The following is a 16928-nucleotide window of genomic DNA, read 5'->3' as shown; positions in this document are numbered from 1 at the left end:
GGCGCGGACTCGGTAGATACGTCCTAGTGGTGCGTCCGGGAAGTTGTGGAACGGTTGGCGTGCTCACGGTGCGTGGATCGCAAGGCGCCGGCGCGCAGCCATACCGGGTCGTCTCGCAAGCGTCGGCAACGCCGCGAGGTGCGTGCTGTGGGTGCGCGAAGCGCATCAGAGCTTTCCGGACGTGCCACTAGGCTCTGGCGGGTGCCACCGGGTGTCGACTCGCTGCTGATGTCCGAGAGCCTGCAGGAGCTCGTCGACGCACTCGCCGAGCGCCTCCAGCGATCGGTCGCTCTCGACGACCCGGCGCTCAACCTGATCGCGGCGAGCCGGCACTTCGGCGACGAGGACGCGGTCCGCGTGCAGTCCATCCTCGGGCGCGGGGTCGACCCGGACCTCCAGGAGTGGGTGCTGTCCCTGGGCATCGCGGAGCTCGACGGCCCGCACCGCATCGACGTCCCCGAGAGCATCGGCGCGAAGGATCGGATCTGCGCGCCCGTGCGCTGCGCCGGTCTGCTGTTGGGCTACCTGTGGCTCATCGACGACGGCCGCGTGTCGGGCGACGACCTGACGGATGCCGCGCTCGTCGCCGACAAGGCCGGCGTGATCCTGTATCGGCGGGAGCTGTTCATGCAGCGGCGCCAGGCGCGCTGCAGTGCGCTGGTGCGCGACCTGATCTCCGCGGACGAGCCGACCCGGGTCGCCGCCGAGATCGAGGCGATCGACGAGGAGCTGCTGGTGCCGGCCGCGGCGGTGAGCGTGAGCGTCGTACGGCCCGCGGACGCGTCGGGGGAGCGCGGCGCCTCCGCCCCTGATCTCGGGCAGGTGGCGCAGCACGTGACGAGCATGGGAGTGGATCCCGCGATCCTGTGCCTGCCGCGACCGCGCGATCTCGTCGTGCTCGTCGCGCACGCACGCGACGGTACTCCGTCCGCCTCGGCGGTGCGCCCGCTGATCGACAGCATCATCGAGCGGCTGGGGGTCCGCGCGATCGCGGGCGTCGGTGCCTGGCAGCCCAGCCTGGTGAGCGCCCACGACTCCTACCAGCAGGCCCTGATCGCGGTTCGCGCCGCACGGTTCCTGCCCGGCGTGGACGACGTGGTGCCCTGGGACTCGCTGGGTGTGTACGGGCTCCTGGCGAAGCTCGATCCGCACGACCTCGCTCTCGCGGCGCATCTCGCGCCGCTCGCCGGGCTGGCCTCGAGCAGGAACGGCGAGGTGCTGCTGGCCACCGCGGAGACCTTCCTCGACCTCGCCGGCAGCGTCCAGCGCTCGTCCGAGGCGCTGCACATCCATCGCGCCACGCTCTACCAGCGGCTCGCCCGGATCGAGGAGGTGACCGGGCTCGACCTCGATGACGGCGGGGACCGGCTCACCCTCCACCTGGGCCTGAAGCTCGCGCGGCTCGCGGGCGGCGTCCCCCGCGCGGAGTAGGGACGACGGACCGGCGACGGGGAGTCGGTTCCGCTCCGGCGGCTCGCCGGGTCTCCGGCGCGCCGACGACGATGAACATTCGTCGATAGGAATGCTCGAATCAGTTGGCGTTCGCCCGTAGTTCTGCACCGGCGCCCTCTCCATACTTGGTGACCGATCAGGCCGTGGAGGTAGGGCACATGAAGCACTGGTACGACGACCACATCGCAGGCGGTGGGTGCTGGCGAGGCACTGCCGTCCAGGTTCCGGCCTCGGCCGGGTTGAGCGGTCGAGGATGAGCCCGGAGCCCCGGCCTCTGCTCGCTCTCGACGGGGTCTGTGTCGCCTACCGGAACCACGAGGTCGTCCACGACGTCTCGTTGGAGGTGGCGGCCGGCGAGGTCGTCGCGCTGATCGGGCCGAGCGGCGCCGGCAAGAGCAGCCTGCTGCGCTCGATCAACTTCCTGGAGCCGCCCAGCAAGGGCCGGATCCTCCTCGAGGGGGTCGAGGTCGGCGGTTCGCGGCGGACCTTGGACGCACTGCGGCGCGATGTGGGCATGGTCTTCCAGTCCTTCAACCTGTTCCCGCACCTGACCGCGCTGCAGAACGTCATGCTCGCGCCGGTCCACACCCTCGGACTGTCCCGGGAGCAGGCCCGGGAGCGGGCGCTGCGGCAGCTGACGCATGTCGGTCTCGCGGGCCATGCCGACGTCAAGCCCGGCAAGTGCTCCGGTGGGCAGCAGCAGCGCATCGCCATCGCCCGCGCGCTGGCGATGGAGCCCAAGGTGATGCTCTTCGACGAGCCCACGTCGGCCCTCGATCCGGAGCTCGGGGCCGAGGTCCTGACCACCATGCGCGCTCTCGCCGCGGAGGGGATGACCATGGTCATCGTCACCCACGAGATGCACTTCGCCGAGGACGTCGCCGATCGCGTGGTGTTCATGGCCGACGGTCGCGTCGTCGAGCAGAACGCCGCCGGCAAGCTGATGCGCGATCCCCAGCATCCGCGCACCCAGCGCTTCCTCAACGCGGTCAGGAACCGCTGAGTCGTGGGCACCGTCCTCAGCGAGCTCGCCGCGGGCATCTCCCAGACGGTCGAGATCACGCTCGCATCCTTCGTCCTGGCTGCCCTGCTCGGGCTGCCCCTCGCCGTCCTGCGTCGATCCGGGTCGTGGTGGCTGCGCCTGCCCGCGGTGGTCGTCGTCGAGATCCTGCGCGCCGTACCGCCGATCGTGTGGCTGTTCCTCATCTACTACTCGCTGGGCAGCGGCGACTCGGTGCGTCTGACGACCTTCCAGGCAGCGGTCATCGGCCTGGGGCTGATCTATGCCGCGCACCTGTCCGAGGCCTATCGAGCCGGGTTGAACGCGATCCCCGCCGGGCAGTGGGAGGCGACCCGCGCGCTGGCCCTCCCGCGCGGCCAGGCGTACGCCCGGGTGATCCTGCCGCAGGCCCTCGTCGTGGTCGTGCCGCCGATGGCGACCTTCGCGATCGCGTTGCTCAAGGACAGCGCCATCGCGTCGGTGATCGGCGCGACCGACATCACCTTCCACGCCGTTCAGCTCACGCAGCAGGACCTGAACGGGCTGGGCAACTTCACGCTCGCGGGCCTGCTGTACATCGCGCTCGGAGTGCCCTTCGCCGTCGTGGCCCGGGGCGCCGATCGGGCGCTGTCGCGGCGGCTGGTGGGGAGCTGACCATGTCGATGCTGAGCGAGTGGCAGGACTACCTGCCGGACTTCCTCGACGGGCTCAGGGTCACCCTGGAGCTGACCGGCGTCAGCCTGCTCATCGGACTGCCCCTGGGTCTGTGCCTGGCGTTGGCGATGACGGCGCCACGGCGCGCGGTCCGTTGGCCCGCGACCCTGGTCGTGGAGATCGGGCGCGGCGCGCCGGCGCTCGTCGTCTTGTACTTCGTCTACTACGGACTGCCGCAGCTGAGCCTGACCTGGAGCAGCTTCGTGTCCGCCGCGATCGCCCTCGCGTTCACGACGGCCGCCTACACGGCGGACATCTTCCGCGCCGGGATCAACTCGGTCCCCGCCGGTCACCGTGAGGCGTGTCAGGCGCTCGGGCTCAGCCACGGCAAGGAGCTGCGGCTGGTGGTGCTGCCCCAGGCGATCCGGGCCGTGATCCCGCCGCTGGTCGGCTTCTGCATCCTGCTCTACCAGGGCACCTCCCTCGCGTTCGCGGTCTCCGTGCCCGAGCTGCTCAGTCGCGCCTACAGCGCGGCGTCGATCACCTACCGGTTCACGGCCGCGCTGACGCTGGCCGGACTGGTCTATGCCGCCATTTCGCTCGCCGCCGTCGCGCTGATGCGGGCGCGGTGGCCACGACGGGCTCCGTCCATCGCCTCGGGTGCGTTGTCGGCGGGACGGCCGGCCACGGCTGGCACCTCGAAGGACACCCCCTCAGATTGGAGAGAGCAATGAAGGTTCGTTCCCCCCTCGTCGCCGCCCTGCTCGGCGTACTGACGACGGCAGCTGTGACTGGCTGCGGCACGTCCGACGAGCCCGGAGCATCGGCGCCGCCGGCGGACTGCACGCCGGCCCATCCGGGCGTGGAGACGCTGTCGGAGGGCGAGCTGAACGTCCTCGTCTACGTCACGCCGCCCTACACGGTCAAGGACGGCGACGGGTACGGCGGTGTGGAGGGCTCGATCGTGGCGAAGATCGCCGAGCTCGAGTGTCTCGAGCTCAAGGCCGAGGCGGTCTCGGCCGCGGCCGGCCTGGCCAGCATCGAGGCCGGCCGGGCCGACATCGTCATCGGTGGCATCTACTACACCGAGGAGCGGGCGCAGACCCTGGGCCTGAGCGCGCCGATGTACCGCGACGGGATGGCGCTGCTGTCGAAGGACGACCTCGACGGCACGCTGGACGGACTGCGGGGCAAGACCGTGGGCGTGATCCAGGGCTACCTCTGGAACGAGGACCTCCAGCAGGCGCTCGGAGACGACAACGTCAAGCTCTACCAGGACTCCGCGAGCCTGCTGACCGACGTGAAGAACGGCCGCGTCGACGCCGCCGTGCTCACGAGCGCCGAGGCCGGCTTCCGGGCGGAGCAGGACTCCGGTCTCACGGTGACGAGCTTCCAGGCGACACCGGACATCCCCGCCTCGATGAGCCAGAACGAGGTGGTGATGGCGCTGCCGAAGGACAAGACCGACCTGATCGGCGTCGTCGACGACGACATCGAGACGCTCATCGGCGACGGCAGCGTCGCGACCGCGCTGAAGGACAACGGGATGGATCCGGGCCTGGCGGGTCCCGCGGGCTCCTAGTGACGCGGCACTAGGCCGTCCCTCCTCCATTCTCGCCGACGCCGGTCGCCTCAGGCCCCGGCGTCCGGCTCGCACCATCGTTCGGCGGCTCCGGCCGACCCCACTCCCACCATCGGAGGCTCTCCCATGGAACAACCCTCGTACGACGCCGCCATCATCGGCGCCGGCGTCGTCGGCTGCTCGATCGCCCACGCGCTGGCTCGCGACGGCTACCGCGTCTGCGTCCTCGACCGTGCCGGCGCCGTGGGCAGCGGATCCACCAGTGCGTCCTCGGCCAACATCCGGTTCAACTACTCCACCTGGGAAGGTGTCGCGATCGCGTGGGAGTCCCATGCGATGTGGGAGGACTGGGACCGTCATCTCGGTGTGGCCGACGAGGCGGGCATGGCCCGCTTCATCAGGACCGGCGGCGTCGTGCTGGACTCACCCGACCAGGACACGCGCCAGGTCCTCGACCTGTTCGACCGCGTCGGGGTGCCCTACGAGCGGTGGGACGCCGCCACGCTCCGCTCGCGGCTGCCGGTGCTCGATCCCGGCCGCCACTACCCGCCCAAGCAGGTGGGCGATCCGGCCTTCTGGGAGGACTCCGCGGACGAGCTCGGAGGCTACTGGGTCCCCGACAGCGGGTTCGTCGACGACCCGGCCCTGGCGGCCCACAACCTCATGGCCGCCGCGCGCAGCCACGGAGCCGAGTTCCGTCTCAACACACCCGTCACCGCCATCCGGCGCGCGGACGGAGCCGTCACGGGGGTGGAGGTCAAGGACGGGGTGACCGTGCCGGTCCGCATGGTCGTCAACGCTGCCGGCCCCCACTCCGCCGTGATCAACGCTCTCGCCGGGGCGGCCGACGACTTCAACGTGGGCACCCGGCCGATGCGGCAGGAGGTGCACCAGGTGGCCGCTCCGGCGGGATTCGGGGGCGACCGGCTGGTTCCGCTCGTCGGCGACCTCGACCTCGGCACGTACTTCCGGGGAACCCCGAACGGCGACCTGCTCATCGGCGGTACCGAGCCCGCATGCGACCCGATGCAGTGGCTCGACGATCCGGACGACTACGGTCCCGGCCCGACCAAGAGCGTGTTCGACGCCCAGGTGATCCGAACCGCCCGACGGGTCCCCACGCTGGCGGTGCCGAACGTCCCCCGGGGCATCGCCGGGGTCTACGACGTCGCCGACGACTGGACCCCGATCTACGACAAGACCTCGCTCCGCGGCTACTACGTCGCGATCGGCACCAGTGGCAACCAGTTCAAGAACGCTCCGATCGTGGGCGACGTGCTCGCCGCGATCATCGGCGCGTCCGAGAGCGGTCGCGACCATGACACCCACCCGGTCCAGCTGAGCCTCCCGCGCACCGGCCACACGGTCGACCTGGCGCACTACAGCAGGAGGCGCCCGGTCGACCGGGACGGCAGCCGCGGGGTCATGGGATGACCCGCCCGTGCGGAGCGGCGTTCTGGACCCGAGCTGAGGAGTACGCGTGAGTGACGAGGTCCCCTGGCCGACCGCCGACGGGCGCCTGTCGGGCCGCATCGAGCTGGACGGTCGCGAGCTGATCATGCTCTCGTCCAACGACTATCTCGGGCTGGCGGCCGACGTGCGCGTGCTCGCCGGTGCCCGTCGAGCACTGGACACCCACGGCACCGGCATCGGCCTGAACCCGAGCATCGCGCTCACCCGGGTCCACCGGGAGCTGGCCGACGAGCTGGCCGACTACCTGGGCTCCGCGTCGGTGCTGCTGTTCAACTCGTGCACGGCCGCGAACTGCGCGACGGTGCAGACCCTCGCGGACACGCCCGCGGCGACGATCCTCAGCGACGAGTACAACCACGCGAGCATCGTCGACGGCTGTCGGCTGGCGCGCGGCCGGACGCGGGTGTATCGGCACGACGACCTGGAGTCCCTGGCGAGCCTCGGCACGGAGCTGGAGCGTGGCGCCCGGAACCTGGTCGTCACCGACGGCGTGTTCAGCATGGAGGGGTCGGTGGCCCGGCTCGACGAGCTCGAGCCCCTTGTCGCGGACCTCGGCGCCGAGCTCGTCGTCGACGAGTCCCACGCCGTCGGCGTCGTCGGCCGTACCGGACGCGGGTCGGTCGAGCACCACGGGAGCGCCGCGTCGACCATCCGCACCGGGACCTTCTCCAAGGCCCTCGGCGCGGGGCTCGGTGGCTTCCTCGCGGGACCGAGCGAGATCGTGGACGAGGTGCGCGGTCGCGGCCGCTTCTTCATCTTCACCAGTCCGATGCCGCCCGCGGCCGCCGGAGCGGCGCTCGCCGCGATCCGGGTCCTCCGCGACGACCCGAGCCGTCTGGAGCTGCTGCGCGGCAACGTCGCCCGCTTCCGTCGCGGCATGGAGGAGACGGGGTGGGAGCTGCTCGACAGCCCCGGTCCGATCGTCCCGGTCATGCTCGGCGGCGACGAGCGCGCCACGCGGGTCGCCCGGATCATCCGGGATCTCGGGGCCTTCGTCGCCCCGTTCAGCTATCCGGTCGTCCCGCGTGGGACGGCCCGGATCCGCGTCCAGATCTCGGCGGCGCACACCGCCGACGACATCGACGCGGCGATCGACATCTTCGCCGAGGCCGCTCGGCTCGAACCCACCGACAGGAGTTGACGCGAGCGATGTTCGCCTTGAGGAAGACCACCCCGACGCACGGGTTCACCGTGGCGCACGACGTCCCCGTCCCGGAGCCCGGCGCCGGCGAGGTGCTCGTCGCGGTGACCCGCGCGGGGGTCTGTGGCACCGACAAGGGCATCTACGAGTGGGCGCCCTGGACCGCCGACCACGTCACCCTGGGGACGACGGTCGGGCACGAGTTCGTCGGGCGCGTCGCCGCGGTGGGGGAGGCCGTGACCCGGGTGCGCGAGGGGCAGCGGGTCAGCGGAGAGGGCCACCTCGCCTGTGGCGCCTGCCAGCCCTGTCGCACCGGTCGGGGACACGTCTGCAGCCGCGTGCGGGTGCTCGGGGCCGGCGTCGACGGCTGCTTCGCCGAGTACGTCCTGCTCCCCGAGGCGAACGTGTGGCCGGTGCACGACGCCGTGTCGGACGACATCGCCGCCATCCTCGACCCGATCGGGAACGCGATGCACACGGTGATGACCGCGGACGTCGCCGGTCGCACTGTCCTGGTCACCGGGGCCGGGGTGATCGGCGCGATCGCGATCGCCATCGCCCGCGCCGCGGGCGCGGGGACGATCATCGCGACGGACCTCAGCGCCCGACGCCTCGATCTCGCGCTCGAGATGGGGGCCGACCACGCGCTGCAGGGCGAGGACCCGGAGTGGCCCGAGCAGGCGCGTCGCCTGACCGGCGGAGCGGGCCCCGACGTGCTGCTGGAGATGAGCGGCAGTCCGACGGCGATCCGACAGGGCTTGCGGTCCCTGGGCAGCGGAGGGACCGCGGCGCTCCTCGGCGTGCCCACGCAGCCCGTCGAGCTCGACCTGCTCAATGACGTCGTCTTCAAGGGCGCGACCGTGCATGGCGTGTTCGGCCGCCGCATGTTCGAGACCTGGTACCAGGTCGAGAACATGCTGGTCGGCGGCCGGCTGCGCCTCGACCCGGTCATCAGCCATCGGATCGCCATCCAGGACTACGACCGCGCGTTCGGGCTCATGTCGTCCGACGAGGCGATGAAGATCGTGCTCGTGGTCGACTGATCGCTGGTGCGCGCGGTCTCGCGCGGCTGCGGACGCCCGCGCGTGAGAGGGTGGCGCAGATGCTGTCGTCGGCGGGGACGGCTCCTGTGTCGGCCGGCCGGACGATGACCGGCCCCGGCCGCCGTCGCAGCCCGTTCCAGAAGAAGACGTAGTGAGGAGACTCCCATGCGACTCGGCATGATCATCGACTACTCGGGCGGCTTCGCCGAGACCGTGGAACTGCTCCAGGAGTACGAGCGCAACGGCCTCGACCTGGTCGCGATGCCGGAGGCGTACTCCTTCGACGCGGTCAGCCAGCTCGGCTACATCGCCGCCAAGACCGAGCGGCTCGAGCTGATGTCGGCCATCTTCCAGATCTACACCCGCACGCCGTCGCTCACCGCGATGACCGCCGCGGGCCTCGACTTCGTCTCCGACGGCCGCTTCACGCTCGGCCTCGGCGCCAGCGGCCCGCAGGTCATCGAGGGCTTCCACGGCGTGAAGTACGACGCTCCGCTCGGCCGCACCCGCGAGGTGATCGAGATCTGCCGCCAGGTGTGGAAGCGCCAGCCGGTCGAGTTCGAGGGCACGCACTACGACGTCCCGCTCACGAAGGAGAAGGGCGGCTCGGGCCTCGGCAAGCCGCTCAAGATCATCAATCACCCGGTCCGCAGCGAGATCCCGATCTCGGTCGCCGCCCTCGGCCCGAAGAACGTCGCGCTCGTCGCCGAGCTCGCCGACGGCTGGCAGCCGCTCTTCTTCCACCCCGGCAAGGTCGACCTCGCGTGGGGCGAGCCGCTCGCGGAGGGATTCGCCAAGCGCGACGCCGCTCTCGGTGAGCTCGACATCCAGCTGCAGATCGCCTTCCACCTCGGCGATCCCTCGCCCGAGGCGCTGCAGGCGATCCGCAACCAGCTGGCCCTGTACGTCGGCGGGATGGGGGCGCGCGACAAGAACTTCTACAACCAGCTGGCCCGCCGCTACGGCTACGACGCCGAGGCCAAGGAGATCCAGGACCTCTACCTGTCGGGGCGCAAGGCGGAGGCCGCGGCCGCCGTACCGCAGGAGCTCGTGGACGCGGTCACCCTCCTCGGTGACGAGGACGCGATCCGGCGGCAGGTGGCCGAGTTCCACGCCGCCGGCGTGCGCACGTTCCTGCTCAACCCCCTCGCCGCGATGGACGAGGAGAAGGTGAGCCAGGTGCGTCGGCTCGCCGAGATCGTGCGGGAGGTCGCTCCGTGAGCGCCCCCGCGGACCGGGAGCGCCGGTTCACCATCACCCGCGACGGCGCCGTCGCCACCGTCGCGCTGGCCGGCCCCGGCGGCAAGGCGGTCATGGACGACGCGTTCTTCGCCGAGCTGGACGCGACGTTCACCGAGCTCGACGCCGACGACGCGGTCCGGGCGGTGGTGCTGACCGGCGCCGGCCGGCACTTCTCCTACGGGCTCGACCTCGCGGCGGCGGCCCAGACCTTCGCGCCGTTGCGCGCCGCGACCCACGCCGGCGCCCGTCAGGAGCTGATGGCCCTGATCCGCCGCTGGCAGGCGGCGCTCGACGTCGTCGCGAGCCTCCGCAAGCCCACGATCGCCGCCGTCACCGGCTGGTGCATCGGCGGCGGCGTCGACCTCGCGGTCGCCTGCGACGTCCGGGTCGCCTCGGCCGACGCGGTCTTCAGCGTGCGCGAGGCCAAGGTCGGGATCGTCGCGGACCTCGGCAGCCTGCAGCGCCTCGTCGGCGTGATCGGCGACGGCCACCTGCGCGAGCTCGCCCTCACCGGCGACGACGTCGACGCGACCCGGGCCGAGCGGATCGGGCTGGTCAACCAGGTCCATCCCACCGCCGAGGACGCCCGTACGGCGGCCGCCGGCCTCGCCGCCCGGATGGCCGCGAACTCGCCCCTCGTGCTGCGCGGCGTCAAGGACGTCCTCGACGCCGAGCGGGGCCCGCGCGTGGAGGCCGGCCTGCGCTACACGGCCGTGTGGAACTCGGCGTTCCTCCTCAGCGACGACCTCGACGAGGCGATGCTGGCGTTCCTCGAGCGGCGGCCGCCGGAGTTCACCGGCCGCTGAGGGAGCCCGGGCCCGGGCGGTCCGGCGGGCGGCTGGTCAGCCGGTCGCCTGGTCAGCCGGTGACCCGGTCGCGACCGCCGCCACCGACGAGTCGGTCGCGGCCGGGACCACCGTCGAGCCGGTCGCGACCGCCGTCGCCGTACAGCCGGTCCTTGCCGGGACCGCCACGGAGCACGTCGTTGCCCGGGCCGCCGCAGAGCAGGTCGCGTCCACCGAGACCGCGGATCCGGTCGCGGCCGCCGAGGCCCGCGATGACGTCGCGGCCGGGGGTGCCGACCAGGACGTCGTCGCCGGTCGTCCCGACGAGGGTGGCCGAACGTCCGCGGCAGGTCGCCGGGACGGGCTGTCCGCAGCCGCCCTCCGGCGTGATCACGACCTGACCGCTCGTCGCGGTCGGGGCGATGCCGGCCTCCGCGGGCGGCACGGTGCTGTAGCTGCCGCCCCCGCCGCCCCCGCCCGACACGCCGTCGAGGAGCCCGCCGCCGCCCCCGCCGCCGTACCCGCCGCCACCTCCGCCGGCGGTGCCACCGCCTCCGCCGCCGCCGAAGCCGCCCGAGCCGCCGGTGCCTCCGGCACCGCCGTCGAGCACGACACCGGCGCCGCCGGCGCCGCCGCTGCCCATCGCCCAGCCGCCCTCGCCACCGGCACCGCCGCCGGCGTCGGTGCCGTCGAGGATGACGCCGCCCCCGCCCCCGCCACCGTCGTCCCCGTCTTCCGCCGCGGCCCCGATGCGTGCGCCGTGCGCGAGCGCCGCCAGGCTGCTGCCGGTCGTACCGCCGCCGGCGGCGGTGTCGATGCCGGCGCCGGAACCGCCGGCCCCGGCGGGTGCGCCGTTCGCGCCCGTCGGCGTCAGGCTCGCGTCGAGGCCGGCGCCGCCGACGCCCGCGCCACCGCCTCCGCCGGCGACCGCGAGGACGCCGCCGGCCGTCGGGCTGGTGACCACGAACGATCCTCCGCCCCCGCCGCCGCCGGTCTGGCCCGGCTGCCCGTTGCCGCCCGCGGCGCCGACGAGGACCTGGAGGGTCCCGCCCGGGGAGACCGGCACACCCGGGACCATCAGGAACCCGCCGCGGCCGCCCGCCCCGATCGAGCTGCCGCCGGGCGCGCCGACGAGGTAGAGACGCACCCGCTGGACGTCCGGCGGCACCACCCAGGTCTGCACGCCGCCCGTCGCGGTGAACGTGGTGGCCGGCCGGGCCGGCGCGCAGGCGGGCGCGGCCTTCGCCGTCGGTGCTGCCGCGGGGAGCGCGAGTGCGCCGGCGGCCAGCAGGCCGGCCGCCAGCATCCGGGTGGACCGAGGAGTGAGAGCAGGAGTCACGAGGAAGCCTTCCGAGCGCAGCCTGGGACGAGTGGTCCCGAGACGGCCGTCCGACTCCCCATGCCGACGGCGCTCTCGCACGCTACTCCCGGGCTTCGTCCGGAGTAAAGGGCCGCAGGTCCTCCGCGTCCCGCTTCGCGCGGGTGATCGCGGCGACCGCGCGGCCGTACGCGATCGGCACCGCGCCCAGGGCCAGCGCCCGCTGCCGGGTGGGCTCGGTGACGTCGAAGTGCTCGGTCGCCGTGCCCGGGTTCTGGATCCAGCGGGCCTCGATGCCGAGCCGCTCGGCGAACGCCAGCAGCTCGCGGCGGCCGGCCTCGCCGGGGAGGTCGGACAGCAGGTGCGACCAGATCCCGTCGACCGGACCCACGATCGCGGGTCGCTGCATGTCGTCGACGTAGACGGTCATGAGGAGAACCTAGTGCCGCGTCACTCGGCCGCCGGCACTGCCTCATACGCAGTGCCGGCGCCCGACGTCGCCGGGGTCAGCGGACCCGGCCGTAGAAGACCGAGCCGGTCCAGATCCGGTCCTTGCGGACCGGCACGCCGGGACGGGAGGCGTGCCACAGCATGCGGTCGCCGGCGTAGATGCCGACGTGGTAGACCCGGCCGCCGCTGGTGAAGAACACCAGATCGCCGACCCGCGGGCTGCGCACCCGCTGGGTGGCGCCGGCCTGGGCGGACGAGGTACGGGGCAGGTGCTCCCCGACGTGGCGGTAGACCCACTGCACGAGGCCCGAGCAGTCGAAGGCGTTCGGGCCGGCGGCGCCGTACGCGTAGGGCTTGCCCGCCCGCGAGCGGACCGTGGCCATGACCTTGTCGATGCGCTTCTGCGCGCGCTCCTCGGCCTTCTCCTTCTTGGACTTCTCGCCGTCGGCCGAGCCGTCGGCGGTGTGCTCCTTGTTCTGCTCGGCCGGGGTCAGGGTGGAGACGATGTCGTCGTCCGCGTGGGCCTGGGGCGCCGGCGAGAACAGGCACGCGGCGGCGAGGGCGGGAACGACGAGCAGGCGCGCGGCAGCGCGCGAGGCGATGGTGGACATCAGATGGGGAACTCCGTCAGCGGCGCCTGCGAGGGATGACCTGTCGGGCTTGGGCTGCTGGTGCCCAGGGACGTGTCATCCCTTCGCCCCGAGCCGGATCTCTCCGGCGTGCTGCTCGGGTCCCCCGTGCCCGCGCTTACTTCATCGTGGTCGATGTCTCCCCACCGTCGAGCGCGGGCCTCGGCGCGACGTGGGCGGCCTCCCCGGTCGGGGAGGTCTCGACCGACCATTCGACCCGCGCGCCCGCGCGGGCGCAGTGGCCGACGTCACGTTCACGGGGTGGCGATCCTCACCCGATCCGATGTAACGGCCGCCGTGATCGGCGGCTCCGGTCACCCCGGGAGGTGCGGATCGGCCAGGAGGTACTGCGCGAGGCGACCGTCGCGGGCCCGGCGCGGACGCACCGGCTCCGGGACCATGCGTCCCTCGGCGGTGTCCCAGAACCGGTCGACGCGCAGCGCGACCCGCCGGGCCACCCGCCCGGTCACGCCGTGGTGGGGGAGGTAGGGGTGCGGGCGGGTCGGGACCCGTCGCTCGCAGCGGTACAGGCGCTCGGCCAGTTCCTCGCGCTCGTGGGCCGAGGTCGTCGCGGCCAGGTCGTCGACCAGCTGCAGCTCGAGGGTGCGCATCCGGGCGAGCTCGTCCTCGACCCGGCCCCAGATCGAGGTCCAGGTGCGGCGTACGGCGTAGGTCGAGCCGTAGAGCTTCGCCTTGAGGTCGACCAGGGCCACCTCGAGCCGCCGGCTCTGCCGGGCGAACTCGTGGGCGCGCCGGTGTCCCTCGCCGAGCCTGCGCCGCGCGGCCGGCACGAGGATCGCGTTGGCGGCCGCGACATGGCGACTGGTGCTCGCCAGGAACGGGTCCGTGGCGCCGTACGCCGCGCGGGGCGCATCGGGCGTCGGGCGGCAGGCCTCGGCGCTGCGCATCCGGGCGTGCAGCACGGCATGGGTCTGGACGATGGTGTCGGCGAGGACGTCGACGCCGGTTTCCGGGCTGTCGTTCATGGCTCCACCTTCCGTGTGTGAAACCCCCCTCAAATGCAGTGTGCGCCGGCCCCGAGCCCCTCGCAAGGGGCCGGGACCGGCGCACCCGGCGCCCGGGCGCCGCGGTGGTTCGGAGTCCGGGTCAGACGCGCGGGAGGGTCGTGTACTCCACGCCGCAGATGTACTGCACGGTGCGCAGCACTTGGCAGGAGTAGCCGAACTCGTTGTCGTACCAGACGTAGAGGATGGCCGAGTCGCCGTCGACGATGGAGGCGCCGCCGTCGACGATCGAGGCCGCGCGGGCGCCGATGAAGTCGGTGGACACGGCGTCGGAGGCGGTCGTGTAGTCGAGGTTGCGGGCCAGCGGGCCGACCAGCGAGGACTTGCGCAGGTGGTCGTTGACCTCGTCGCGGGTGGTCTCGCGCTTGAGCTGCAGGCTCAGGATCGCGATCGAGACGTCGGGCGTGGGGACGCGGATCGAGTTGCCGGTGATCCGGGCCTGCAGGTCGGGGAGGACCTTCGCCACGGCCGAGGCGGCGCCGGTCTCGGTGATCACCAGGTTGAGCGGCGCGGAGCGGCCGCGGCGGTCGGCCTTGTGGTAGTTGTCGAGCAGGTTCTGGTCGTTGGTGAACGAGTGCACCGTCTCGACGTGGCCGCGGACGATGCCGAACTCGTCCTCCATCGCCTTGAGCGGCGGCACGATCGCGTTGGTCGTGCAGGACGCGCACGACAGGACCTTCTCGTCGAGGTCGACGTCGAGATGGTTGACGCCGTGCACGATGTTCGGGACGTCGCCCTTGCCCGGCGCGGTCAGCAGCACCTTGGCGATGCCGGGACGCAGGTGGGTCGACAGGCCCTCGCGGTCGCGCCAGATGCCGGTGTTGTCGATGAGGATCGCGTCGTCGATGCCGTACTCGGTGTAGTCGACCTCCTCGGGGGAGTTCGAGTAGATCACCTGGATCACGTTGCCGTTGGCGATGATCTGGTTCTTCTCCTCGTCGACCGTGATCGACCCGTTGAAGGCACCGTGGATCGAGTCGCGACGCAGCAGGGACGCGCGCTTCTTCAGGTCGTCGCCCTTGCCCTTGCGCACGACGACGGCGCGCAGGCGCAGGCCGTTGCCGGAGCCGGACTTCTCGACGAGCAGGCGCGCGACGAGACGACCGATCCGGCCGAAGCCGTAGAGGACGACGTCCTTCGGGCAGGGCGCCGGGCTCTTGTTCTCCCCGGTGGCCTCGGCGAGGGCCTCCGCGGTGAAGTCGGGGATCGACGGGGAGCCCTCGGCGGCGCGGTAGGCGCGGATCAGCAGCGCGAGGTCGACCTTGGCGGCGCCGAGGTCGAGAGCGGCGATCGCCTCGAGGAAGGGGAAGGTGTCGCGGACGGACAGCTCGACACCGTCGATCTGGCGCGCGTAGCGGTGGGTCTTGAGGATGTCGATGACCGACTTGTTCACCAGCGAGCGGCTGTGCAGAAGGATCGTCACGTCCTTCTCGCGGTGGAGCTTGCCGACGATGGGGATCATCGCCTCGGCCAGCTCTTCGTGGTGCTTCCAGCGAGTGAACTTGTCTTCGGTGGTGCTCAACGCTTCCCCTTGTCACGGTCGACCAAAGCGGCTCGATCGTAGGCCCCGGGTGCGGTGGCCCCCTCATCGGGCCGTCGGGTGGGCGCGTGCGATCAGTCACATGCCGGCGCTCCGGTCGCGGTCGGCGAGGTGTCTCCCCGGTGCCCGTGCGCCTATTATGGTGTCGACCTCAGGAGTCCGGAGCGAGGAGGTGGTCGGCGATGGAAGGCCAACCTCCCAGTCGTATCCCCGCTCCGCTCGACCGTCCCTGAGGGTCCCGCTCGGTTCCGCGCCACGCACGTGACGACCGGTCACGCCGGCGCCCGGGTGCGCCCTCCGCACCCTGAGGATGCCGCATGTCCGAGAACCGATCCTTCAAGCCGATCCGCTCCCTCACGGGCCGGGTACGCCGACCGCAGCAGGCGCTGACGACCGGCGCCGGCGTCGTACCTGACGACGGGGCCGGGCCCATCCGTTTGGCCGACTCCTTCGCCGCCCGGCCGGCCGGGACCAGCCTGGTCGACAGTGCGGTGTACGTCGACGGTGACCGGGTCGCGTCGCCGACCACGCTCGCCGAGAGCTACCGCGCGCTCAACGACAACGAGCAGGCCATCGCCTGGATCGGGCTCTACCGACCCGAGCAGCACGAGCTCGCCTCCCTGGCCGAGGAGTTCGGGCTGCACGAGCTCGCGGTCGAGGACGCGATCGTCGCCCACCAGCGGCCCAAGCTGGAGCGGTACGACGACACGCTCTTCGTCGTCCTGCGGGCGGCGCGCTATCTCGATGACGTCGAGGAGGTCGAGTTCGGCGAGGTGCATGTCTTCGTCGGCCGCGACTTCGTGGTCACGCTGCGGCATGCCGAGGCGCCCGACATCGCCGCCGTGCGCCGCCGTCTCGAGAGCAACCCGGACCTGCTGCGCCTGGGGCCCGAGGCGATCCTCTACGCGATCCTCGACCGCGTCGTCGACGGCTACCTCCCGGTCGTGGCGGGTCTGGAGAACGACATCGACGAGATCGAGACCGAGGTGTTCGGCGGCGACCCGGCGGTGTCGCGACGCATCTACGAGCTGACCCGCGAGGTCATCGAGTTCCAGCGCGCCACCCGGCCGCTCGCCACGGTGCTGCGCCAGCTCACGCTGGGCTTCTCGAAGTACGGCACCGACGACGAGCTGCAGCGCTACCTGCGCGACGTCGACGACCACCTCACCCAGGTCATCGAGCAGGTCGACGGCTTCCGGCAGCTGCTGCGCGACATCCTCACCGTCAACGCCACCCTGGTCGCGCAGAAGCAGAACGAGGAGATGACGGCGCTGACCGAGGCGAGCCTCGACCAGAACGAGGAGGTCAAGCGGATCTCCGCCTGGGCGGCCATCCTGTTCGCCCCCACCCTGATCGGCACCGTCTACGGCATGAACTTCGACCACATGCCCGAGCTGCACTGGCGCCTCGGCTACCCGTTCGCGGTGGTGCTGATGGCGATGGTCAGCGTCGGCCTGTACGCCGTCTTCCGTCGCCGCGGCTGGATCTAGGGAGAGCCGCCGCGCCGCTTGTAACTAAGAGGTTCCGCCAATAGGTCGTTGCGTGTCGGTCCACGAGGACAGGCACGAGCCCCGGTAGACGAAGTGGTATCTGA

The 16928-nt window shown here is 72.1% G+C and carries 16 protein-coding genes; 11 read left to right on the top strand and 5 right to left on the bottom strand.

The genetic code is table 11. The features are described from left to right. Positions 1 to 201: 201 nt before the first annotated feature. The 10 genes from ACPZVR_RS24410 (at position 202) to ACPZVR_RS24365 (ending at position 10393) form a co-directional block, all read left to right on the top strand. Complete coding sequence (locus ACPZVR_RS24410) at positions 202 to 1431, top strand: PucR family transcriptional regulator (protein WP_436702288.1); 1230 nt, start codon at positions 202 to 204, stop codon at positions 1429 to 1431. A gap of 274 nt (positions 1432 to 1705) precedes the next feature. Next, a complete protein-coding gene (locus ACPZVR_RS24405; RefSeq protein ID WP_436702287.1) occupies positions 1706 to 2455 on the top strand; it encodes an amino acid ABC transporter ATP-binding protein in 750 nt (249 codons plus the stop codon). Between the two features lie 3 nt (positions 2456 to 2458). Beyond that, the gene (locus ACPZVR_RS24400; RefSeq protein ID WP_436702286.1) at positions 2459 to 3106 is read left to right on the top strand and encodes an amino acid ABC transporter permease; all 648 of its coding nucleotides are present in this window, start codon (positions 2459 to 2461) and stop codon (positions 3104 to 3106) included. A 2-nt stretch (positions 3107 to 3108) separates the two neighbouring features. Further along, complete coding sequence (locus ACPZVR_RS24395; RefSeq protein ID WP_436702285.1) at positions 3109 to 3840, top strand: amino acid ABC transporter permease; 732 nt, start codon at positions 3109 to 3111, stop codon at positions 3838 to 3840. Further along, on the top strand, positions 3837 to 4688 hold the full coding sequence (locus tag ACPZVR_RS24390) for a substrate-binding periplasmic protein (RefSeq protein ID WP_436702284.1): 852 nt from the start codon (positions 3837 to 3839) through the stop codon (positions 4686 to 4688). The genes ACPZVR_RS24395 and ACPZVR_RS24390 overlap by 4 nt, the downstream gene beginning before the upstream one ends. A gap of 126 nt (positions 4689 to 4814) precedes the next feature. Continuing rightward, complete coding sequence (locus tag ACPZVR_RS24385) at positions 4815 to 6122, top strand: NAD(P)/FAD-dependent oxidoreductase (protein ID WP_436702283.1); 1308 nt, start codon at positions 4815 to 4817, stop codon at positions 6120 to 6122. Between the two features lie 46 nt (positions 6123 to 6168). Then, positions 6169 to 7302 (top strand): aminotransferase class I/II-fold pyridoxal phosphate-dependent enzyme, encoded by a 1134-nt coding sequence (locus tag ACPZVR_RS24380; RefSeq protein WP_436702282.1) that lies wholly within the window; start codon positions 6169 to 6171, stop codon positions 7300 to 7302. Positions 7303 to 7319: 17 nt separating this feature from the next. Continuing rightward, on the top strand, positions 7320 to 8345 hold the full coding sequence (tdh, locus tag ACPZVR_RS24375; RefSeq protein ID WP_436702281.1) for an L-threonine 3-dehydrogenase: 1026 nt from the start codon (positions 7320 to 7322) through the stop codon (positions 8343 to 8345). A 165-nt stretch (positions 8346 to 8510) separates the two neighbouring features. Continuing rightward, positions 8511 to 9566, top strand: a complete 1056-nt coding sequence (locus ACPZVR_RS24370) for an LLM class F420-dependent oxidoreductase (protein ID WP_436702280.1) — start codon at positions 8511 to 8513, stop codon at positions 9564 to 9566. Continuing rightward, positions 9563 to 10393 (top strand): crotonase/enoyl-CoA hydratase family protein, encoded by an 831-nt coding sequence (locus ACPZVR_RS24365; protein ID WP_436702279.1) that lies wholly within the window; start codon positions 9563 to 9565, stop codon positions 10391 to 10393. Before ACPZVR_RS24370 ends, ACPZVR_RS24365 begins: the two co-directional genes overlap by 4 nt. 52 nt (positions 10394 to 10445) lie before the next feature. Here ACPZVR_RS24365 and ACPZVR_RS24360 read toward each other — a convergent pair whose 3' ends face one another. The 5 genes from ACPZVR_RS24360 to ACPZVR_RS24340 form a co-directional block, all read right to left on the bottom strand. Beyond that, the gene (locus tag ACPZVR_RS24360) at positions 10446 to 11711 is read right to left on the bottom strand and encodes a calcium-binding protein (RefSeq protein WP_436702278.1); all 1266 of its coding nucleotides are present in this window, start codon (positions 11709 to 11711) and stop codon (positions 10446 to 10448) included. Positions 11712 to 11793: 82 nt separating this feature from the next. Then, positions 11794 to 12120 (bottom strand): DUF4031 domain-containing protein, encoded by a 327-nt coding sequence (locus ACPZVR_RS24355; RefSeq protein WP_436702277.1) that lies wholly within the window; start codon positions 12118 to 12120, stop codon positions 11794 to 11796. 76 nt (positions 12121 to 12196) lie between these two features. Beyond that, entirely contained in the window at positions 12197 to 12751 is a 555-nt protein-coding gene (locus ACPZVR_RS24350) for a C40 family peptidase (protein ID WP_436702276.1), read from the bottom strand. 332 nt (positions 12752 to 13083) lie between these two features. Next, complete coding sequence (locus ACPZVR_RS24345; RefSeq protein ID WP_436702275.1) at positions 13084 to 13755, bottom strand: hypothetical protein; 672 nt, start codon at positions 13753 to 13755, stop codon at positions 13084 to 13086. A 121-nt stretch (positions 13756 to 13876) separates the two neighbouring features. Further along, complete coding sequence (locus tag ACPZVR_RS24340; protein ID WP_436702274.1) at positions 13877 to 15316, bottom strand: glyceraldehyde-3-phosphate dehydrogenase; 1440 nt, start codon at positions 15314 to 15316, stop codon at positions 13877 to 13879. Positions 15317 to 15651: 335 nt separating this feature from the next. Here ACPZVR_RS24340 and corA point away from each other — a divergent pair, with 335 nt between their 5' ends. Next, positions 15652 to 16824, top strand: coding sequence for a magnesium/cobalt transporter CorA (gene corA / locus ACPZVR_RS24335; protein WP_436702273.1), 1173 nt, complete (start codon positions 15652 to 15654; stop codon positions 16822 to 16824). Positions 16825 to 16928: the final 104 nt, after the last annotated feature.

The organism is Nocardioides segetis (genome assembly GCF_051390595.1).
GTDB lineage: Bacteria > Actinomycetota > Actinomycetes > Propionibacteriales > Nocardioidaceae > Nocardioides.
This window is presented reverse-complemented; position numbering and strand designations above follow the sequence as displayed.